Here is a 20,084-nt window from a genome sequence, read left to right as displayed (position 1 = left end):
CGCTCCCCTTCCATTTTCCTCCTCCGACCCCAGATACGCCCCATGGTTTCCCAATCCCCTGACATGAAAACCGGGCCTGAAGGCCCGGTTCGCGCGCCATCCGCGGTTCCGATCGATGACGCCGTGCTGCCTTACGAGGTCGATGCGCTCGACGTGCGCGGGCGCCTGGTGCGGCTTGGCCCGGCGCTCGACGATATCCTGACCAAGCACGATTATCCCGCGCCGGTCGGCAAGCTGCTCGGCGAGGCCATCGTGCTGACGACGCTGCTCGGCTCGGCGCTGAAATTCGAGGGCCGCTTCATCCTGCAGGCCCAGACCGATGGGCCGGTGTCGTTCCTGGTGGTGGACTATCAGGCACCGGATCGCCTGCGCGCCTATGCACGCTTCGATGCCGCGCGCCTCGGTGACGTCAAAGATTCCGGCGCGCTGCTCGGCCGTGGTCACCTCGCCATGACCATCGACCAGGGTCCCGACATGAGCCGCTACCAGGGCCTGGTCGCGCTCGACGGCGGCAGCCTGGAAGATGCCGCGCACGAATACTTCCTGCGCTCCGAGCAGATCCCGACGCGCGTGCGCCTCGCGGTCGGCGAGGAATGGCGCTCGAGCGACGGCGGCAAGCATCGCTGGCGCGCCGGCGGCATGCTGATGCAGTTTCTGCCCAAGGCGCCCGAGCGCGCGCGGCAGGCGGACCTGCATCCCGGTGATGCCCCTGACGGTGTCGAGGTGCACAGCGTCGCCGAGGACGACGCCTGGGTCGAAGCGCGTTCGCTGATCGAGACCGTCGAGGACGTCGAGCTGATCGACCCCGAGCTCTCCGGCGAGCGGCTGCTGTTCCGCCTGTTCCACGAGCGCGGCGTGCGCGTGTTCAATCCGATTGCCCTCAAGGCGCAGTGCTCCTGCTCGCGCGATGCAGTCGCCGCGATGCTCAAGAGCTTCTCGCCCGACGACCGCGCCGCGATGGTCAAGGACGACAAGGTCGTCGTCACCTGCGAGTTCTGCTCGTCGGTCTATCAATTCACCCCGCACGAGGCGGGCGTGGAGGACGCGTAGGCCCGCCTGCGCTGGGTGGGTCAGCCGCGCGGACCTGGACCAGGAATATTCGAAGTTCTTCAACGACCACGACATCGCCCGGCGCCCGCTCGCGGCGCGGCAAGGCGGCAGCTCGAGGGGTGAGTTGGCCGAAGGCGTAAACCCGCCTCGTGGATCGAGGAAAGCGTCGGGCTTGTGAAGCAGTTCACAGCACCCCGGAGAAGCCGCTCCTCACGCTTCGCTGGTGAGCGCCTTGCCGGGCTTTCGAGCGACGGAACGGGTGTGTGTCGCCCCGTGTCAATCCGCTCCGCCAAAAAATATTCCACTTTACCGAAATTCGGAAATGACGTATGTGTCGCACATCCCGGCTCATCCAGGAGGGGCGATCTTGAGTCGTCATTTTCGCGAGCCGGGCTTGCGGTGGACGCGGCAGCGTCGGCACGAGACGGGGCGGGCAGGGCGGGTAGTCCCTGTGAGCTCGTAACCCGCGTGCAGACGAACGGCGCTGCTAGGCTTCGTCTCGCTGGTAAGTTTCCGGCTTCGTCGACAGGGCCGGAAATACTGCGGCGACATGGCGGGCCGTGCGTACGGCAAAACCGTGTGGTCCTGGCCGTCGTTGCTACGGTCAAGCCGGATCGAAGATGTGCGCGAGCCCAACCGGGCAGACGGCATCATCCAATTCGAACGGCGAGGGAGGCCAGAACGAACTCGGCTCCCGGGAGAGCACGGCATAAGCCGTCCGACCACCGCGCAGGGAAGGCCGAGTGATTGGCTACACCTGTATGCTGCTGTGCGGTTCTTTTTGCGCGTGCATTTCGCGCAGCGGACCGCGGGTGCAAGCGGGCACCCGGCCTTCCCTGCGCTCTCTTGGCTCAAGAGGGTGGCGAGACCAGCAAAGCTCGGGCGATTCGAGCCGCGAGGCTGCATAGGCGCGTCTGCAAGCGAGATGTAGCGGAAAGAGCGATGCCCTTGCGTCATTCTCCGTCATTGCTGTCGATGTTCAATAATTCGCTGATTGGATCGCGGTGGTCTTGGTAGCGGCGAAGGCCTTGGGGGTTAGTCCTGCCAAGGCCTGATGGGGTCTGTGGTTGTTGTAGTAAACGAGGTACTCGAACAGTTCATTGGCGAAGTGGTCGAGGTTGTCGAAGGTCGCGCCGTCGATGACGTCGTCATCGAGGGTACGCCAGAAGCGTTCCACCTTGCCGTTGGTCTGCGGCCGATAGGGCCTGGTGTAGCGGTGTTTGATGCCGAGCTCGAGCAGCATGGCCTCAAACGGATGCTCGCCCGGCTTGGTGCGGGCGGCGAACTCGGCGCCGTTGTCAGACAGGATTTCCTGGAAGACGAGCCCGTAGGTGACGTTGAGGGTGTTGATCATCTTCAGGGTCTTGAACATGACCGGCAGCGCCTTCTTGGATGTCAGGACCTCTGCCCAGGCCAGACGCGAGCAGCTGTCGATCAGGCTGATGATGTAGGCCGTGACCGGGGGTGGCGCGAGGAACATATCGCGCGGTAATTGATGCAGATCGACGTGGCCCAGCTCTCCGAGCTTGTCCTTGATAATACGGCGTTTCTCCTCACGCATCGCCGGCGTACGGCGGTTCAGACGGTAGCGTTTCAGCACCCGGTAGATCGTGATCGGCGAAGGTACTGTGTCGCGCGTTTCGCGCAAGACGGCATGAATCTCATAACGGTTCATCCCCTGCTGGCGATGGGCGACGATCTCCGTCTCGATCCCTTCCGGCTCGCGCCGTTCCCGCCACTTGGGGCCACGCCGCCGCGGCAGCAGGTCCGCTTCCTCGCCGCTCTGCAGATAGCGATTGTAATACTTGCGGAACGTCTGCGAGCAGGTCCCGTGGTGCCGGTAAAAGTCACCGACCCGCTTGAACAGCGGCGATCGGCCAGCCTTTACCGCCTCATACTCTGAAATCAGAAAACGCCATTTCTGCAGATAGTTGCGTTCAACCGTTCGGTCATAGCTGTTGTCTCGCATCGGATCGTTCCTCCGCTGGAGCGATCCAATCAGCGAATTAGTGAACATGCACAATTGCGAGCGGAGCGAAGCAATCCAGAATCTTTCCGCGGAGGCATTCTGGATTGCTTCGTCGCAAGGGCTCCTCGCAATGACGTGGAGAGAGTATGCGCTTCCCACTCCGCTCTCGTGCTCCGACGCTGCGCAGCACGAAGTGATGCGCTGCAGAGCCAGGGCCGCTCCATCCGCATCATGCCGTTTCGCGCAGGGGCCCGGCTCTGCGCCGCACCGCCGCGAGGCGCTGCGGCTTGTCCGGGACACGAAGCGCGTCGCCCTTAATTCAACACCCGCTTGCTGTCCGGGCTGTCGAGCGAAAACGCCGGCACGTCGATTTCGAAGCGCTCGCCGCTTTCGCTGACCATCTGATAGCGGCCGGTCATGAAGCCGGAGGCGGTCGAGAGCGGGACGCCGGAGGTATATTCGAAGCGCTCGCCGGGGGCGAGGATCGGCTGCTCGCCGACCACGCCTTCGCCCTTCACCTCCTGCTGGCGGCCGGAGGCGTCGGTGATGATCCAGTGCCGCGTCTTGAGCTGCACGGTTTCCTCGCCGGAATTCGTGATGACGATGGTGTAGGACCAGAAATAGCGGGAGCGGTCGGCCGACGACTGCTCCGGAACATAGTTCGGCTCGACGGTCACTTCGATCTGGCGGGTCACGGCGCGGTACATGGCTGCTACCATACCGAAATCCGGCTCCGGAACCAAACGCCGCGCGCGGCTTTGGCGACATCGTCCCGCCAGAATTCGAAGGGAATGACACCCCGAGGAAAACACCACCCCGACGAAAATACCCCCATAGGGAAACACCCACGGGGGGGCCTCGTGTGATCCGGCCGCTTTGCGAGATGCCGACCGGACCGGTACACTCCTTGAGACGTCGCGATTTGCGGAAGGGTTTCTGGGCCCCGATGACCATTGCCGACCAAGTGACGGGATCGACCATCGCGGGAACCGCCCAGCCTGCGGAGACGAAGCCGCGTACGAGGGCGCCGGCCATCACGCTGCCCGCCATCGGCGAGCGCGAGCTCCGGCTCGACCTATTCCGCGGGCTTGCGCTGTGGCTGATCTTCATCGACCATCTGCCGCCCAGTCTCTTGACCTGGTTCACGATCCGCAATTACGGCTTCAGCGACGCCACCGAGATCTTCATCTTCATCTCCGGCTACACCGCGGCGTTCGTCTATGGCCGGGCGATGCTGGAGAGCGGCGTCCTCATCGCCACCGCGCGCATCCTGCGCCGGGTCTGGCAGATCTACGTCGCCCACGTCTTCCTGTTCACGATCTTCCTCGCCGAAATCTCCTACGTCGCGACCAGGTTCGAGAACCCGCTCTACACCGAAGAGATGGGTATCATGGACTTCCTCAAGCAGCCCGACGTCACCATCGTGCAGGCGCTGCTGTTGCGCTTCCGTCCCGTCAACATGGACGTTCTGCCGCTCTATATCGTGCTGATGCTGGCGCTGCCCTTGATCCTATGGTCGATGAAATGGCGGCCCGACGTCACGCTCGGCCTCTCGGTCGTGCTCTACGCGGTCACCTGGGAGTACGATCTGTATTTGTCGGCCTATCCGAACGGCTTCTGGGCCTTCAACCCCTTCGCCTGGCAATTGCTGTTCGTGTTCGGTGCATGGTGCGCGCTCGGAGGTGCGCGCCGCATGTCGCGTATCCTGGCCTCGCCGGTGACGATGTGGATCTCGATCGCCTATCTTGGTGCGGCGTTCTACGTGACGCTGACCTGGTACGTGCCGCAGCTCTCCCAATTCATGCCGAAGCGGATCGAGCAGTGGATGTATCCGATCGACAAGACCGATCTGGACGTGCTGCGCTTCACGCATTTCCTGGCGCTGGCCGCGCTCACCGTGCGCTTCCTGCCCCGGGACTGGCCGGGCTTGAAATCGCGCTGGTTGCGGCCTTTGATCCTGTGCGGCCAGCATTCCCTCGAGATCTTCTGCCTCGGCGTCTTCCTGGCCTTCGCCGGCCATTTCATTCTCGCCGAAGTCTCCGGCGGCGCAGCCATGCATGCGCTGATTAGTCTCTCCGGGGTCCTGATCATGTGGGGCGTGGCCTGGGTGATTTCATGGTACAAGAGCGTGGCTGACAAGAGCGGTGCGAAAACCAAAAACGCCGTCGGCAACGCCGATCTGGCGGGAGGGGGCTGATGAAGGCGAAGGTTCTCCTGAGCCTGATCCTGCTATGCGGTGGCCTCGCCACGCCTTTGGCGCGCGCGGGCGATGCCGTGTCCGCTGCTCCCGCTGCGCCCTCGGCCTGCGAATTGCCGCCCTATCTGCTGACCAGCGAAAGCCAGCTGCCCAAGGTTGCCGACGCGATCAAGGCTGGCAAACCGCTCGATATCCTGGTGATCGGCAGCCGCTCGACCACGATTCCGTCCTCGGAGGGCAGCTCCTATCCGGCCCGCATGGAGGCGATCCTCAAGGAGAAGCTGCCGCCTTCGGAATCGGTGCACGTCTCCGTAGAAATACAGAGCAAGAAAACGGCAGAGGAGACCGCCTCCACCTTCGTTAAGCTGATGGAAGCAAAAACGCCTACTTTGGTCATCTGGCAGACCGGGACCGTGGATGCTATCCGATCCATCGATCCCGACGAATTTCGTGGCGCCGTGACCGGCGGGGTTGCTGCGCTGCAAAAGGCAGGGGCCGACGTCGTCTTGATGAATTTGCAGTACAGCCCGCGCACCGAAACCATGATCTCGGCGCAGCCTTTTCTCGATAATATGCGCGTCGTGGCGCAGGAGCACGACATCCCGCTGTTCGATCGTTTCGCGATCATGCGGCAGTGGAATGATCAGGGCCAATTCGACCTGTTCAGCCCGTCCCGCGGGCCCGAGCTGGCGAAGCAGGTCCATGATTGCCTTGGCCGGGCGTTGGCACAGTTCGTGATCGACGCTGCCCATCTGGAGCCGGCCCAGCAGCAAAATTGAGGTCTAGCGTTAATGAGTTCTCTCCGCCCTTTTTGCCTGACGTCATGGCTGGCTGCGCCCGCTATGGCGGCGCTGCTGTTGCTGACGCCGGCCTCGCATGCGCAGACGCCAGCCGCACAGCCGAGCCCCGCACCTGCCCAGTCGGCTGATCCCGCGCCCGCTGCGTCCTCCCAGACCACCGTCGCGGCAAGGTCGTCCGAGCAGCGCGGCGCCACGTCGCGCGCCATCGACAAGGTGAAGGAGGTCGCGAAGTCCGCCGCCGACATCTTCAGCCGCGTGCCTTGCCTGCCGCCGAAGGGCGGCTCGACGGCGATGGGCTCGCTGCCGCATGTCGCAAGCAAGCTCGTCGCCGGCCAGCCCGTCGTCATCGTCGCGTTCGGTTCGTCGTCCACGGCAGGATTCGGCGCGAGCTCGCCGGAGTTCAACTATCCGAACCGCCTCGCCGCGCAGCTGCGGCGTCACTACCCGACTGCTGACATCACCGTCATCAATGCCGGCGTCGGCGGCGAGGATGCGCCCGAGATGATGAGGCGCCTGCAGACGCAGGTGATCGACGTGCATCCGGATCTCGTGATCTGGCAGGTCGGCACCAATGCCGTGCTGCGCAACCTCGATCCCGGCGACACCGCCAAACTGGTCGAGGACGGCATTAGCCGCATCCAGGCCGCCGGCGGTGCCGATATCGTGCTGGTCGATCCGCAATATTCGCCGGCCGTCAACCAGCGCAAGGAGAGCGCCGGCAAGATGATCAAGCTGCTCGGCAAGGTCGCCGAGCTTCGTCACGTCGGCATCTTCCCGCGCTTCGAGGTGATGCGCGACTGGCACGAGAACCAGTCGATTCCGGTCGAGAGCTTCGTCATCGCCGACGGCCTGCACATGAACGATTGGGGCTATGCCTGCTTCGCCCAACTGCTCGGCGACGACATCATCCGCTCCGTCGGTCAGATCAAGATCGGCGTGAACGTGCCTGCTGACGTGAGAACGTATCGGCCGATGTAGTTTGATTCACCCTCCCCTGGAGGGCAGGGGAATCGCATGTGGCTCTTTGCACGAGCTGAGCGCACGCCTCGTCCTTCGAGACGACCGCTTTCAGCGGTCTCCTCAGGATGAGGCTAAGCGGCATCGGAGCCCTCGAAACCAGCGAAACGCACTCGGTCCTCATCCTAAGGGCCCGCCAACGGCGGGCGTCTCGAAGGATGCGCCACACGCGACATCACTCTCATATGCGGTAGCCCTCCAGGGAAGGGTAAGAAGATCACGCCTTCTCCAGCGCAGCGGTCAGATCCTCGATCAGATCGTCGGCGTGCTCGAGCCCCGCGGAGAAGCGGATGAAGCCCTCGCTGATGCCGAGCGCGGCGCGGTCTTCCGGCTTCAGGCGCTGATGCGTCGTGGTCGCCGGATGGGTGACGAGGCTCTTGGCGTCGCCGAGATTGTTCGAGATTTTCGCAAGCTTGAGCTCGTTGAGCACGCGGAATGCGGCCTGCTTGCCACCCTTGACTTCGAAGCCGACCAGCGTTGAGCCGCCGCGCATCTGCTTTTTCACCAATGCCGCTTGCGGATGATCAGCACGGCCTGGATAGACCAGCCGCGAGATCTTCGGATGGCTCGCCAGCACCTCGGCGACGCGTGCGGCCGTGTCGGTTTGCGCGCGCACGCGCACGCCGAGCGTCTCCAGGCCCTTGAGCAGAACCCAGGCGTTGAACGGCGAGATCGACGGGCCGGTCTGGCGCATGAAATTGTGGATGTGCTCGGCGATGAAGGCTTCCGACGACAGGATGATGCCGCCGAGGCAGCGGCCCTGGCCGTCGATATGCTTGGTCGCGGAATAGACCACGACATCGGCCCCGAGCGCCAGCGGGCTCTGCCAGATCGGCGTTGCGAACACGTTGTCGACGACGAGCCGCGCGCCGCCTTTGTGTGCAATCTCGGCGATGCCGGGGATATCGAGCACATCCAGCGTCGGATTGGTCGGACTCTCCAGGAAGAACGTCTTGGTGTTCGGCCGCAGTGCGCGCTGCCATTGGTCGAGGTCGAGCCCGTCGACCAGCGTGGTCTCGATGCCGTAGCGCGGGAGCAGGTCCTGAATGACGTAGAGGCACGAGCCGAACAGCGCGCGCGAGGCGACCACGTGATCGCCGGCCCTCAGCGGTGCCAGGATCGCGGTCGTCACCGCGGCCATGCCGGTCGCCGCCGAGCGCGCCGCTTCGGCACCCTCGAGCTCGATCATGCGGCGCTCGAACATCGCGATGGTGGGATTGGAGTAGCGCGAATAGATGAAGCCCGGATCCTCGCCCTTGAACCGCGCCTCGCATTCCTCGGCGCTGTTGTAGACGTAGCCCTGCGTCAGGAACAGCGCCTCCGACGTCTCGCCATATTGCGAGCGCAGGGTGCCGGAATGGACCAGGCGGGTTTCGGGACGGTAGTTGGCGGTCGACTTCGACATAGGTACCTCCGACATGACCGCTTCGTCGAAAACGGTCACAAAAAAACCGGCCTGGATATCTCCACGGGCCGGGATCACAGAGGTCCCCGGCCTGTTTAGCGACTTATTTAACGTGGCTGCAAGCCGGCCGGCTCAAATCACCACGGGATAAGTGATGCTCATATTCTGCAATGCCCTTTCCGTCAAGGCGTCCATCGGATAGCCGTAAAAGACTTGTATTTCCCGCATGTCCGGATGCATTTGGCCCCTGATGAGGATCCCCGGTTGACGTTCACGGTCGCGCCCGACGCCAATGGTATCCTGCCCGACCGCATGATCGCGGCGATGGCGGAGGCGGGGCTCATCCTGCCCGCCTACGACTTCGTCGAGAGCCAGATCCAGCCGGCCAGCCTCGATCTGCGCCTCGGCGACATCGCCTATCGCGTCCGCGCCAGCTTCCTCCCCGGTCCTGGCGCCACCGTCGCCGAGCGCATCGACGAGTTGAAGCTGCACGAGTTCAGCCTCGCCGACGGCGCGGTGTTGGAGACCAACTGCGTGTACATCGTGCCGCTGCTGGAAAGCCTGGCGCTGCCGCCGGAGATCGTCGCGGCCGCCAATCCGAAGAGCTCGACCGGCCGGCTCGACGTCTTCACCCGTGTGATCGCCGACGGCACCCGCCGCTTCGACATGATCGGCGCCGGCTATCACGGTCCGCTCTATGCCGAGATCAGTCCGAAGACGTTTCCGGTGCTGGTGCGCGAAGGCTCGCGCCTCAGCCAGGTCCGCTTCCGCACCGGCGATGCCATCCTCAATGCCGACGAGCTCGATGCGCTGCATGCCGCCGAGCGTCTCGTCGACATCGACGATGCCGATCTGTCCGGCGGCGTTGCCGTCTCGGTCGATCTCTCCGGCGAGAAGGCGAACGGTTTTGTCGGCTACCGCGCCAAGCGCCACACCGGGGTCGTCGACGTCGATCGCCGCTCCGGCTATGCTGTGGAGGATTTCTGGGAGCCGATTTCGGCCCGTCCCGACGGCAGCCTGATCCTCGATCCCGGCGAATTCTATATCCTCGCTTCCAAGGAAGCCGTGCAGGTGCCACCCGACTACGCCGCGGAGATGGTGCCGTTCGATCCCCTGGTCGGCGAATTCCGCGTGCATTATGCCGGATTCTTCGATCCTGGCTTCGGCTACGCCGGCGCCGGCGGGCTAGGATCGCGCGCCGTGCTGGAAGTGCGCTCGCGCGAAGTGCCGTTCATCCTGGAGCACGGCCAGATCGTCGGCCGCCTCGTCTACGAGAAGATGCTGGCCCGTCCCGACGCGATGTACGGCCAGCGTATCGGCTCGAACTACCAGGCCCAGGGCCTCAAACTATCGAAGCATTTCCGGGTGTAGCGATATCGCGTAGCCCGAATGGAGCCAACGGGGCTACCTGCGAGGTGACGAGATGACCAACCCATCCGAGCTCGACGCAAAGATCGCCGAAGACGTCGCGGATGCACTGATCTATTCGGATCGCTCCGGCACGATCATGCGATGGAACCGTGCAGCGACGGCCCTGTTCGGCTTCTCCGCGGCGGAGGCACTCGGCCAGAATCTCGATCTGATCATTCCCGAGCATCTGCGCGCCGCGCACTGGAAGGGGTTTGAAGCTGCGCTCGCGAGCGGCACGATGAAGCTTGCGGGCAAGCCGACGCTGACCCGCGCGCTGCACAAGAGCGGACGCAAGCTCTACATCGAGATGACCTTCGCCCTGGTGCGGGATTCCAGCGGCGGCATTCTCGGATCTGTCGCGATGGCGCGCGACGTCACCGATCGGGTCGAGCGAGAGCGCGCGGCCAAGGCGCCGCCGCAAACTTCGTGATGCGGAATTGGCGAGCGCTCGTGCAGAGCGCCCTGCATGGACGTCATGTTGCTTGCCAAAGGGGGCGGTGACACACTCGATCGAAAGAACGATCGGGAGCAAACATGACCACCGCATCAGATCCCGCGCAGGAAGCTCAATGGCAGCGTTGGCGCGCGGTGGCCGACCTCTATCACGCCTATTTCACCGGTCTCATCCTCACCGTCGTCACGCGTCGTGGTACCGCCGATGCGGCTGAATTTGTCTTCCGCGTCTTCCGCCGTCAGCAGCAGGAGCGCTTCCTGCCGGGGCTCAGGAAACTCGGCATCGATCATCTGCCGCCGGCGGTCGCGGCCGCGCAATATCACTACCTCTCCAATTGGATCGGCGGCGTGCATGTCGAATACATGTATGAGAGCGACGCCAAGGCCTGGATTCGTTATCCGCCGCCGCGCTGGATCTGGAAAGGCACTGCGATCTGCGGCGTGCCGGGCGAGGTCTCCCGTGCGATGCTGCGCGGCTGGCACGCCAACAACGGCGTCGCGCTGGGTGATATCAGGCTGGGCTTCGTCTGCACCAAGCAGAGCGTCGACGGCCAGGACGGGCTGGAAGGGTACTACCACCAATACGACCATCCGCTCGAGCTCGACCAGCGGCTCGTGTTCGCGCGCCATCTCGAAGCGCCGCCGTTCGACGCCACGACGGCGCCGGCGCTTCCCGTGGCGAGCTGGCCGAAGCCGCGACTCGAAAAGGCCTATCGTAACTACGCGATGGAATATGTGCGCACCGCCGCACCCGTGATGGTACAGCTGTTCGGCCCCGAGGATGCCAGCTATCTGCTGCGCCTCACCGGCAAGCTGATTGGTATGCAGTACTTTGATGAGGTTGCGGCGGCGCTCGCGATGAGGCGCGGCGGCGCGAAAGAGTTTGCTGCGTTCCTGAACGCGCTGTTTGCTGCGCAGGATGATTCGGCCGTGACCACGCAATCCGAAGGCAGTTTTGAAATCCGCCAGCAGAGCTGGAGGCTGATGGGCGATGTCACCGACTATCATCGCGCCTGCGCAAAAGTGCTGGAGGGATTGTTTGAAGGGCTGGCTGCCGGATGCGGCCGACATATCGGTGTACACCTGCGCGCAGCGGCAGGCGGGCGCCCGCCGCTGGTCTGGACGATCGGATAAGCGATGCTGTTACGGCGCAGTTCGCTTCTCCCCGCAGGCGGGGAGCGGGAGAAGGAAATGCGCTGTCGCAGGGCACGCCTGCACCCAACGCAGGAGGAATCGCTGCACATCGTGCTAACAAGCCTTTCGACGCGCCCCGCGCGAACAAATTTATTGGCACACCTACGCATTGCCGCGCCGCCAATGGCGCTCGTGCCCCGGAGAGGACATGTCCGACATCGCCGAAATCCCGGTCGATGAACAAGAGCGTCCGCTGCCGCCGCCCCCGCGGCCGGTGCGAAGCGCGCTGACGGACGGGCCGATCCTGCGCACGCTGCTTGGCCTCGCCTGGCCCAACGTGATCGCGCTGTCGGCCGGCACCTGCACGGTGATCGCCGAGACATCCTATATCGGCCGGCTCGGCGTCGAGGCGCTGGCGGCGATGGCGCTGGTGTTCCCGACCGTGATCCTGACCATGACGATGTCGGGCGGCGCCATGGGTGGTGCGGTAGCGTCGGCCATTGCACGCGCGCTCGGTGCGGGGAACCGCGATCGCGCCGGCACGCTGGCCGTGCATGCGATGTTGATCGGCATCAGCTTCGGCCTCGTCTTCATGCTGGGCATGCTGATGTTCGGGCCCAAAGTGCTCGAGATGCTCGGCGGCCGCGGCGATGTGCTGACCCATGCGGTCGCCTACACGCAGGTGTTTTTCGGCGGCGCCGTGCTGCCCTGGCTGCTCAACACCATGGCCGGCGTGCTGCGCGGCACCGGCAACATGAAGCTGCCGTCGTTCCTTATTCTCAATTCCGCAGCCTGGCAGATCGTCCTCGGCGGCACGCTCGGCCTCGGGCTCGGGCCGGTGCCGCAATTCGGGATGCGCGGCGTCGCCGCCGGCGCCCTGATCGCCTATACCATGAACATCGGCATCATGGGCTGGTACCTGTTCTCCGGCCGCGCGCGGATCACGCCGCGGCTGCGCGGCCTGCGCATCCAATGGGCGATGTTCTTGGACATTCTGAAGGTCGGCGCCATCGCCTGCTTCTCGCCGTTGCAATCGGTGCTGACGATCTCGATCTTCACCCACATGCTGGCGAAGTTCGGCACCGCGATCCTCGCCGGCTACGGCGTCGGCGCGCGGCTCGAATTCCTGCTGACCTCGATCGCATTCTCGTTCGGCATCGCCTGCGTGCCGATGGTGGGGATGGCGATCGGCGCAGGCAACATCGCGCGCGCCCGGCGCATCGCCTGGATCGCCAGCGCTGCCGCCTTCGTCGCCGTGGGCGCGCCCGCTTGCATCGTGGCGATGTTCCCCGATCTCTGGATCAACATCTTCACCGACAGCGCGGCCGTGCGCGCCGCAAGCCATCAATATCTCTCGACGGTCGGTCCGTTCTACGCGTTCTTCGGCCTTGCCACGACGATGTATTTCTCGTCGCAAGGCGCCGCCAAGGTGATCGGGCCGGTGCTCGCGCAGACGGCGCGGTTGATCTACATCTCGGTCGTCGGATGGTGGTTGACCACCCACGAGGCCAGCGCGCAGAGCTTCTTCTGGCTGGCTGCGAGCTCGATGGTCGTGCTCGGCCTGCTCTCGTGCTCCAGCGTCGTGCTGACGCGCTGGGGGCCGCGTGGTAGCAAGGCTGCGATCAGGCCTGCTCTGTCCGGCGCCGCCGACTAAAGCGCCATGCGATGAGGATGAATCGTCATCGCGCTTTAGTCTGTTGTCATGATCTTTCCGAAAAACCGCTGCCCATGTTTCCGGATCATGCGTTAGCGATGCTTGTGGCGGCGACGGCCGCCGCCGCCGACATTAGCGAGCCGCATCAATTGCGGGATCATCGCCATCATGTCGCTGCCATAGGCGCCGCCACGAGAGCGGAGCCAACCGGATTGACGCCGTCATGGTGAAGGCTGGCGAGGGCGGCGCTCTGTGAGGGAACGCACAAAGGGCAGTCAGGCCGCAGTAGGCGGAAACGCCTTTTGGATGGCGATGACGGCGTCCTTGGTCTGTCCCTGGATGTAAGGTGCAAGCTCGTTCGGCAGCATGTCGATGATCCACACCAAACGGCTTCTCCGCTCGCCCTCGGCGATCACCTGCACCGAGGCGCTGTAGTGCTTCAGTCGCTCGTTGTTGATGGCATAGACGAGACGCCGCCGCGCATCGTCGCAATCGACCAGCACCTCGCGTGCCACCGAGCCGTTGGCGAAGGTGACGATGCGCGCATCGCCGTCGAGCGTGCAAGCGGTGACGAAGCCGGGCACCAGCCGTTCGTGCAGTGCGCCGAAGTCGCGCACCGCGTCCCACACGTCGTGTGCCGGGGCTTCTAGGAGAATGTCGTTGTGAATGGAGGCCATGAAGGTGTCCTTGACGATGTTCGGTGATTGCAACAAACATCGTCATTGCGAGCGTCGCGAAGCAATCCAGGAATCTTTCCGCGGAAGCAGTCTGGATTGCTTCGTCGCAAGAGCTCCTCGCAATGACGGAGCGAGTGCCTAGAGCCTCACACACAAACCGCCTCGACATTGTTGCCATCGGGATCGATCAGGAACGCCGCGTAATAGGTCGGGCTGTAGTCCTTGCGTAGCCCGGCGCCGCCATTGTCGCGACCGCCGCTCTTCAAGCCTTCGCTGTGGAACGCCTTGACCGCGTCATGGTCCTTGGCGCGAAACGCAATGTGCGCGCCGTCGGCCTTGCGCCCTTTGTTCAGGTGCAGCCACAACGCCGGCTCGCCCTTCGGCCCGAAGCCGGCATAACCGTCGCCGCTCGAGCACAGGACGTAGCCGAGTGGCGCCAGCACCGCGGTGTAGAAGCGCGTCGCGGCGTCGAGGTCGGCAACGCGAAGTCCGATGTGGTCGTACATGATCGTCTCCATGTCCAAAGCGCGCCGAAAGTGGCGCGCGCCGGAGACGAACCTAGTTGGGACGAGGCGGGGTGCTCTTGGAGAATCTTGCGCTCGGAACCCGGCTAATTCGCCGGCGCCTCCTCAGTTGAGGACGAGGCGCTCGGCGAAGATGCCGCGCTCCCCGCGCGAGGCCTGGCGGAACTTGCTCGGCGAGACCCCGGCGGCGCGGTGGAAGGTGCGGACGAAGTTGGAGAGGTCGCCGAAACCGACGTCATAGGCGACGTCGGTGACGGCGATGTCGTCGTCGGCGAGCAGCCGCGCCGCGTGCCGCAGCCGCGAGCGGACGAGATATTGATGTGGGGTGACGCCGAGCACGCTCGAGAACAGCCGCAGAAAGTGGAACGGGCTGAGGCCCGCCTGCTTGGCTGCCTGTTCGAGGTCGATCTCGGCATGTGAATTGTCGTCGATCCACAGCGCGGCCTCAACCGCGCGGCGGCGGTCACGCGCGGTCGGCGTGGCCGGCTTGCGCGGCTTGCCCGAAACGACATCGACAAAACGGCCGGCCAGGATCTGGCCGACTTCATCGAGGCCGATGTCGCTGTTGCCATCTGCCGCCGTCTGGGCGAGCTCGCCCAGCACCATCAGTTCGGGCAACGGCGGCGTGGCGCCGACCTGCCAGATCTCGCGTCGTCCCCCGAGGGCATCGACCAGGTCCTCGCTGAGGAAGAAGCCGAGGCAGACGTCGCCGCTGACATGCTCATGCGTGCAGGTGTATTCCTCGCCGGGCGCGCCGACCAGCATCGAGCCCGCCACCAGATCGAAGAAGCCGGCGCGGCAATGACAGCCAAAACTGCCCGAGCGGACATAGGCGATGGAATGCTCGGTGCGGCATTCGGCGAACGGCGTGTCGTCTGGTCCCGCGTCGCAGCGAAACTCGGAGACGGTCATCGATTGTGACGTCAGCAACGTGGTCGCGTCCATGCCGTCTTATCTAGGTGGACGGCCGCGAGGGGGCAACGGGCAGTAGCACCTCGAACAGCGTCTTGCTGGCGACGGGATGGGCGCCCTCCAGCGCCAGCAGCCGCCGCTTGGAGATCACCCCGCCATAGGGCGAGAGCCGGTCGCTGTAATTGCCGGCTTCCAGCACCCGATGGCAGGGCACGATCAGCATGTAGGGATTTTTGGCGATCGCCTGCGCTACCGAATGCACTGCGCCGGAGGCGCCCAGTGCCTTGGCAACCTCGTGATAGGTCCGCGTTTCCCCCCGCGGAATGGAGCAGGCGAACTCATAGACGCGCCGGTTGAAACCGGACACGCCGCCCGCATCCAGGCTGACCTCGGAAAAATCGGGATCGCTGCCTTGCAGCAGGCCAACGATGCCCTCGATTGCAAGCTCGGCATTTGCGGAGGGCCGCTGCTCGCGCGCCTCGGGATCGATCTGGAAGATGCGGCGGCGGGTGTCGATCTCCCGCGCCTCCGGCAATTGCACGGCGACGACTCCGGTCGCACTCCAGACGATGCCGCAGCGGCCGATGGCCGTGTCGAATATCGCGTAGCCGCGCCCCACCATGCACACGCCCCACTCAGTGCACGTCTCGCCCCAGATGTAAGATCATAACACCGCCACAATCCGGCGCACCCAGAATCTTGCCAAAACGTCAAGAAGCGTTCGGCTTGGGTCGCCAAACCGCTTGGCGGCGGGCGCCGTCTCGGCTAATCAGGACGGGCGCGCCAGCCGCGCATAAGCGGGCGTAGTTCAATGGTAGAACGGCAGCTTCCCAAGCTGCATACGAGGGTTCGATTCCCTTCGCCCGCTCCAAGCGCTTAGTTCGGCAGGTTTCGCAGAAATTCCACGATCGCCGCGTTCACCTCCGCCGGCCGCTCCTGCTGTGTCCAGTGTCCGCAGCCGGGCAGCATTTTGATGCCGCGCAAATGCGGCACCCATTGCTTCATGTTGGCGAGGTGCTCGGCCGCGCCGGGGAACGCGACGACCATGTCGTGGTCGCCCGCGATGAAGAGTGAAGGCACCACCACCTTCACCCCCTCGAAAGCCCCCATCAGCTCCCAGTTGCGGTCGATGTTGCGGTAATAGTTGAGCGGTCCGCGAAATCCGCTGCGGGCGAACTCGGCGCCGTAACGGTCGAGGTCGGCGGCGCTCAGCCACGACGGAAGCGGCAGCTGCACTTTTGGCAGCATTCCATCCTTGCGGGAGACCATGCCGACGGCGACGGGTCGGCCCTGACTCTCGGAATGGGCGCGGATCGCCGTCGCGCCTTCGCCGGAGCCACCGTAGAGCATGGCGCCGAGCGTTGCGCGCGGATCCTTTTCGAACTCCGCTTCGGCAACACCCGGGTCCTGGAAGTACAGTTGATAGAACTGCGCATCCGCCGTTTGCGGCATGACGCTCGTCGGCCGCACCGGGATCCGTGGCCGAAAAGGCACGCTGAGGATGGCGGCGGCGCGGAAGCGATCCGGCCGCAGGCGCGCCGTGTGCCAGGCGATCGTCGCGCCCCAGTCATGCCCCACGATAACGGCGTCTTTCGCCTCGAAGGCGTCGAGCACGCCGACGAGATCGCCGACCATGTGGAGGATCGTGTACTGGTCGATCGCTTCGGGCCGGTCGCTCTTGCCATAGCCGCGCATATCGGGCGCTACCGCGTGGTAGCCCGCCGCTGCCAGTGCCTCGAGCTGGTGGCGCCAGGAGTACCAGCCTTCCGGAAAACCGTGGCAAAGCAGCACCATCGGCCCCTCGCCCTGCTCGGCGATGTTGAGGTTGATGCCGTTCGCCCTGATCGTCCGCTGCATCGGCTCGCCCATGTCATCGCCTCCCGTTCACTGCGGTTGTGCGCATTCTAATCCGCACTTCGGGCTCCTCAAAGATTCTAATATGTTAGCCTCTTGCTCCCGGCACGCACGCCGCGCCCGTCCTAAGCTCCTCTTGTCCGGTGGATGCGGTCCCTGCGCCGGGCAATGTTCGGATGAGGCCATGGACCAGCAGAAACTCGACCGTGCGATCGGTCGCCGCTTGAAGACGCTGAGGACCCAGGCGGGCATGACGTTGAACGAATTGGCAACGCGCTCCGGCGTCAGCCGGGCCATGATCGGGCGGGTGGAGCGGGCGCAGAGCAGCGCGACGGCCTCGCTGCTCAACAAGCTCTGCGCGGCGCTCGACGTCACGCTGAGCGATGTCGTCGCGCTCGCCGAGAAGCCGCCGGAGCGGCTGGTGCGGCTTGCGGACCAGCCGCTCTGGCGCGATCCCGACAGCGGCTATCGCCGGCGGCACGCCTCGCCGACGGACGCGGCGAGCGGCATCGAAATCATCGTCGTCGACCTGCCGGCCGGCGCGCGGGTGCTGTACAGCCCCTGGGGCCGCAATGCGTTTACCCAGCAGCTGTTGATGCTGGAGGGGGCGATAGCCGTGTACATCGACGCCAAGACGCTGCGCCTGCGCGAGGGCGACTGCCTGGATTTCGACGTGATGCGCGCGGTGACCTTCGAGAACGAAACCAAGCAGGACGCGCGCTACGTCATCATCACGCGGCGCGGCTCCTCCTACGGGAAAATGTGATGCCACCAATCGCTCACGAACGTGAAATGAGGCCGACAATGCAGATCCGGACCGGCGACACTTTCGATCCGCGCGTCGTCGCGCTGCTCGATCATCACGTCACGTCTGCGCGGGCGCAGACCGCGCCGGGCAGCGCGCATGCGCTTGATCTGACGGGCCTTCGCGCCAGCGACGTCGCGTTCTGGACCGGCTGGGACGGTGAGCTGCTGGTTGCGACCGGCGCGCTGAAGACGCTCTCAGCCAGCCATGGCGAGGTGAAGTCGATGCACACGCTGCAGGCTACGCGGCGGCGCGGCTTCGGCGGCCAGATGCTCCGCCACGTCATCACGGAAGCCCGCGCGCGCGGCTTGACGCGGCTCAGCCTCGAAACCGGCTCATGGGACTATTTCAAGCCGGCGCATGCGCTCTACCAGGCGCACGGCTTCGTCCTGTGCGACCCGTTCGAAGGCTATGTCGAAGACCCCAACAGTCTGTTCCTGACGCTCGATCTGACCGCAAGCTGAACTTGCAGACGGCGTGACGCGCATCGAGCCTCAACTCTTCCGCGTCTCTTCGAGCTTGTCGAGCACACGCTCGGGCGCGATGTCGCGGGCGGCTTCCTCCAGCTCGCGCTTGGAGTCGGGTTGGACGTCGAGCCGCTCGGCGATCTGAGTGAGCAGGCGGGCAACCTTGGTCAGCTCGTGCTCGGCGAGCAGGCTGATCTGGAGGTCGAGATCGGCGCGCTTGTCCGCGGCGGCGGTCATGCGGTTCTGCGAGATCAAAACAAAAGTGGAGAGGAAGATAGCTTCCACCGAAGCGATCATCGCCAGCACGACGAAGCTCTCGTCCCAGGCCGGGATTCCCGGCACCCAATGCAGATTGGCGATGATCCAGAAGCCGAATATCGCGAGGTGGAGATAAACGAAGGTCATGCTGCCGGTGAAGACCGTGATCGCGTCGGCGAGCTTCTCCTGGCCCGTGGCAGCCTGCTGCTCCCCACGGCGGCGCTCGACCAGCGCCCGGATGTTGCGTTCCAGCGTCGGGCTCAGGCCCTCGCCGGGATCATGAGTGATGTCGTTACGCACCCGGCGGCAACGACCGCCGGGAAGACCTGTTCCTCGGCTCCGGGCCCCGCAAAATGACGGCTATCGCCTCAAAATGAGTTGCGCACCTCAAAACACCTCTGCTAGCCTTCAACCATGGCCGAGACCCTCACCGCGACCGCGTTGACGCTGAAGGACATCGCCCGCGAGGCCGGCGTCAGCCTCGCGACGGTAGACCGCGTCCTGCACAACCGGCCGGGTGTCCGGCCGGAAACCGTGCGACGCGTCAAGGCGGCAATCGAGCGCAATGCGTTTCAGCCCCACGTCGCGGCCGCCGAGCTCGCGCGCGGCCGCGCCCGCCGCTTTGCCTTCGTGATGCCGTCGGGGTCGAACCCGTTCATGCAGCAGATCGAGGCTTATCTCGGCGAGATGTCGGCCTGGCTCTCGGCTCGGCGCCTCAGCGTCGAGATGGTGGCAACTGACGTGTTCGATCCCGCAGTGCTTGCCGCCTCGCTCGAGGCGCTATCAGGCGATTTCGACGGCGTCGCCGTGGTGGCGCTGGACCACCCCAGCGTTCGCGCTGCGATCAACGATCTGGTCGATGCCGGCACCAAGGTGGTGACCCTGGTCTCGGACGTGCCGTCGTCGCGGCGCCACCATTATGTCGGCATCGACAACATCGCGGCGGGGCGCACCGCCGGCGCCCTGGTCGGACGGCTGGTTGGCCAGCGGTCCGGCAAGGTCGCGATCGTCGCTGGCTCGCAGGGCCTGCGCGACCATGCCGAACGCATCTTCGGTTTCAACCAGGTGATGGCGTCGGAATTTCCTGATCTCAGCGTTCTGCCGGTGCTGGAAGGGCGCGACCAGGACGATCGTTCGGAACAGGTGTTGGCGCGGCTGTTCGGCCGGCATGCCGACATCGTCGGCCTTTATAATGTCGGCGCGGGCACGCAAGGCGTCGCCAAGGCGTTGAGCGATGCCGGCCGCGACAAGCTGGTGTTCGTCGGGCATGACGTCACCGTGCTGACGCGCCGGCTGCTGCTGCAGGGCGTGATGGATGCCGCGATCTCGCAGAACCCCGGACATGAAGCGCGCGCCGCCGTGCGCGTGCTTCTCGCGCTCGCCCGCGGCGAGCCGATCTTGAGCGAGCAGGAGAAGATCAGGATCGACATCGTGATGCGGGACAATCTGCCCTAGCGGCAGGCGTTTATCGAGCGGGCCGTAGCGCACAGCGCGACAT

General features: G+C 64.7%; 20 protein-coding genes, 1 tRNA gene and 1 riboswitch. Of the genes, 12 read left to right on the top strand and 9 right to left on the bottom strand.

Features of this window, described 5'->3' with window-relative positions; all coding sequences use genetic code 11:
* Positions 1 to 42: 42 nt before the first annotated feature.
* Positions 43 to 1,050, top strand: a complete 1,008-nt coding sequence (locus tag P6U31_RS34570) for an Hsp33 family molecular chaperone (RefSeq protein WP_407186065.1) — start codon at positions 43 to 45, stop codon at positions 1,048 to 1,050.
* A gap of 979 nt (positions 1,051 to 2,029) precedes the next feature.
* Here the strand turns inward: P6U31_RS34570 and P6U31_RS34565 are convergent.
* Together P6U31_RS34565 and apaG are read right to left on the bottom strand one after the other, a co-directional pair.
* Entirely contained in the window at positions 2,030 to 3,019 is a 990-nt protein-coding gene (locus P6U31_RS34565; RefSeq protein WP_407186064.1) for an integrase core domain-containing protein, read from the bottom strand.
* Between the two features lie 314 nt (positions 3,020 to 3,333).
* The gene (gene apaG / locus P6U31_RS34560) at positions 3,334 to 3,726 is read right to left on the bottom strand and encodes a Co2+/Mg2+ efflux protein ApaG (RefSeq protein WP_407190041.1); all 393 of its coding nucleotides are present in this window, start codon (positions 3,724 to 3,726) and stop codon (positions 3,334 to 3,336) included.
* A 239-nt stretch (positions 3,727 to 3,965) separates the two neighbouring features.
* Between apaG and P6U31_RS34555 the strand changes: the two genes are divergently transcribed.
* From P6U31_RS34555 to P6U31_RS34545, 3 genes are read left to right on the top strand one after another with little or no spacing between them, the layout of a single operon-like run.
* Positions 3,966 to 5,216: an OpgC domain-containing protein gene (locus tag P6U31_RS34555; protein ID WP_407186063.1), complete on the top strand. Its 1,251-nt coding sequence runs from the start codon at positions 3,966 to 3,968 to the stop codon at positions 5,214 to 5,216.
* A complete protein-coding gene (locus P6U31_RS34550; protein WP_407186062.1) occupies positions 5,216 to 5,995 on the top strand; it encodes an SGNH/GDSL hydrolase family protein in 780 nt (259 codons plus the stop codon). The genes P6U31_RS34555 and P6U31_RS34550 overlap by 1 nt, the downstream gene beginning before the upstream one ends.
* A gap of 12 nt (positions 5,996 to 6,007) precedes the next feature.
* Positions 6,008 to 6,994: an SGNH/GDSL hydrolase family protein gene (locus tag P6U31_RS34545; RefSeq protein WP_407186061.1), complete on the top strand. Its 987-nt coding sequence runs from the start codon at positions 6,008 to 6,010 to the stop codon at positions 6,992 to 6,994.
* 256 nt (positions 6,995 to 7,250) lie between these two features.
* Here P6U31_RS34545 and P6U31_RS34540 read toward each other — a convergent pair whose 3' ends face one another.
* Positions 7,251 to 8,438, bottom strand: a complete 1,188-nt coding sequence (locus tag P6U31_RS34540; RefSeq protein ID WP_407186060.1) for an O-succinylhomoserine sulfhydrylase — start codon at positions 8,436 to 8,438, stop codon at positions 7,251 to 7,253.
* A gap of 74 nt (positions 8,439 to 8,512) precedes the next feature.
* Positions 8,513 to 8,592: riboswitch (SAM riboswitch) on the bottom strand.
* Between the two features lie 80 nt (positions 8,593 to 8,672).
* Between P6U31_RS34540 and P6U31_RS34535 the strand changes: the two genes are divergently transcribed.
* The 4 genes from P6U31_RS34535 to P6U31_RS34520 all read left to right on the top strand — a co-directional run bounded on the left by P6U31_RS34535 (position 8,673) and on the right by P6U31_RS34520 (position 13,089).
* Positions 8,673 to 9,809: a 2'-deoxycytidine 5'-triphosphate deaminase gene (locus tag P6U31_RS34535; RefSeq protein ID WP_407186059.1), complete on the top strand. Its 1,137-nt coding sequence runs from the start codon at positions 8,673 to 8,675 to the stop codon at positions 9,807 to 9,809.
* Positions 9,810 to 9,861: 52 nt separating this feature from the next.
* Positions 9,862 to 10,278 (top strand): PAS domain S-box protein, encoded by a 417-nt coding sequence (locus P6U31_RS34530; RefSeq protein WP_407186058.1) that lies wholly within the window; start codon positions 9,862 to 9,864, stop codon positions 10,276 to 10,278.
* Between the two features lie 104 nt (positions 10,279 to 10,382).
* The gene (locus P6U31_RS34525) at positions 10,383 to 11,435 is read left to right on the top strand and encodes a hypothetical protein (RefSeq protein ID WP_407186057.1); all 1,053 of its coding nucleotides are present in this window, start codon (positions 10,383 to 10,385) and stop codon (positions 11,433 to 11,435) included.
* A 208-nt stretch (positions 11,436 to 11,643) separates the two neighbouring features.
* Entirely contained in the window at positions 11,644 to 13,089 is a 1,446-nt protein-coding gene (locus P6U31_RS34520) for an MATE family efflux transporter (RefSeq protein ID WP_407186056.1), read from the top strand.
* A gap of 275 nt (positions 13,090 to 13,364) precedes the next feature.
* On the opposite strand, the gene P6U31_RS34515 is transcribed toward P6U31_RS34520, so the two are convergent.
* From P6U31_RS34515 to P6U31_RS34500, 4 genes are all read right to left on the bottom strand, one after another.
* Positions 13,365 to 13,766 carry an SRPBCC family protein gene (locus P6U31_RS34515; RefSeq protein ID WP_407190040.1) on the bottom strand — a complete coding sequence of 134 codons (402 nt, stop codon included), beginning with the start codon at positions 13,764 to 13,766 and terminating at the stop codon, positions 13,365 to 13,367.
* Between the two features lie 146 nt (positions 13,767 to 13,912).
* Complete coding sequence (locus tag P6U31_RS34510; protein ID WP_407186055.1) at positions 13,913 to 14,272, bottom strand: VOC family protein; 360 nt, start codon at positions 14,270 to 14,272, stop codon at positions 13,913 to 13,915.
* Between the two features lie 123 nt (positions 14,273 to 14,395).
* Entirely contained in the window at positions 14,396 to 15,235 is an 840-nt protein-coding gene (locus P6U31_RS34505) for a helix-turn-helix transcriptional regulator (protein ID WP_407186054.1), read from the bottom strand.
* A gap of 10 nt (positions 15,236 to 15,245) precedes the next feature.
* A complete protein-coding gene (locus P6U31_RS34500; protein ID WP_407186053.1) occupies positions 15,246 to 15,824 on the bottom strand; it encodes a methylated-DNA--[protein]-cysteine S-methyltransferase in 579 nt (192 codons plus the stop codon).
* A 175-nt stretch (positions 15,825 to 15,999) separates the two neighbouring features.
* Here P6U31_RS34500 and P6U31_RS34495 point away from each other — a divergent pair.
* Positions 16,000 to 16,073, top strand: a tRNA-Gly gene (locus P6U31_RS34495).
* 5 nt (positions 16,074 to 16,078) lie between these two features.
* Here P6U31_RS34495 and P6U31_RS34490 read toward each other — a convergent pair.
* Positions 16,079 to 17,071, bottom strand: coding sequence for an alpha/beta fold hydrolase (locus P6U31_RS34490; RefSeq protein ID WP_407186052.1), 993 nt, complete (start codon positions 17,069 to 17,071; stop codon positions 16,079 to 16,081).
* Positions 17,072 to 17,240: 169 nt separating this feature from the next.
* On the opposite strand from P6U31_RS34490, the gene P6U31_RS34485 reads away from it, so the two are divergent.
* Together P6U31_RS34485 and P6U31_RS34480 are read left to right on the top strand one after the other, a co-directional pair.
* Complete coding sequence (locus tag P6U31_RS34485; protein WP_407186051.1) at positions 17,241 to 17,822, top strand: helix-turn-helix domain-containing protein; 582 nt, start codon at positions 17,241 to 17,243, stop codon at positions 17,820 to 17,822.
* 38 nt (positions 17,823 to 17,860) lie between these two features.
* On the top strand, positions 17,861 to 18,325 hold the full coding sequence (locus P6U31_RS34480) for a GNAT family N-acetyltransferase (protein ID WP_407186050.1): 465 nt from the start codon (positions 17,861 to 17,863) through the stop codon (positions 18,323 to 18,325).
* A gap of 30 nt (positions 18,326 to 18,355) precedes the next feature.
* Here the strand turns inward: P6U31_RS34480 and P6U31_RS34475 are convergent, their stop codons facing one another.
* The gene (locus P6U31_RS34475) at positions 18,356 to 18,886 is read right to left on the bottom strand and encodes a DUF1003 domain-containing protein (protein ID WP_407186049.1); all 531 of its coding nucleotides are present in this window, start codon (positions 18,884 to 18,886) and stop codon (positions 18,356 to 18,358) included.
* A 114-nt stretch (positions 18,887 to 19,000) separates the two neighbouring features.
* On the opposite strand from P6U31_RS34475, the gene P6U31_RS34470 reads away from it, so the two are divergent.
* Positions 19,001 to 20,041 (top strand): LacI family DNA-binding transcriptional regulator, encoded by a 1,041-nt coding sequence (locus P6U31_RS34470; RefSeq protein WP_407186048.1) that lies wholly within the window; start codon positions 19,001 to 19,003, stop codon positions 20,039 to 20,041.
* The last annotated feature ends 43 nt before the right edge of the window (positions 20,042 to 20,084 follow it).

It is taken from the genome of Bradyrhizobium centrosematis, from assembly GCF_045571495.1.
GTDB classification, from domain to species: Bacteria; Pseudomonadota; Alphaproteobacteria; order Rhizobiales; family Xanthobacteraceae; genus Bradyrhizobium; species Bradyrhizobium centrosematis.
Note: the sequence above shows the minus strand (reverse complement) of the source record. Positions and strands in the feature narration are given on the sequence as shown.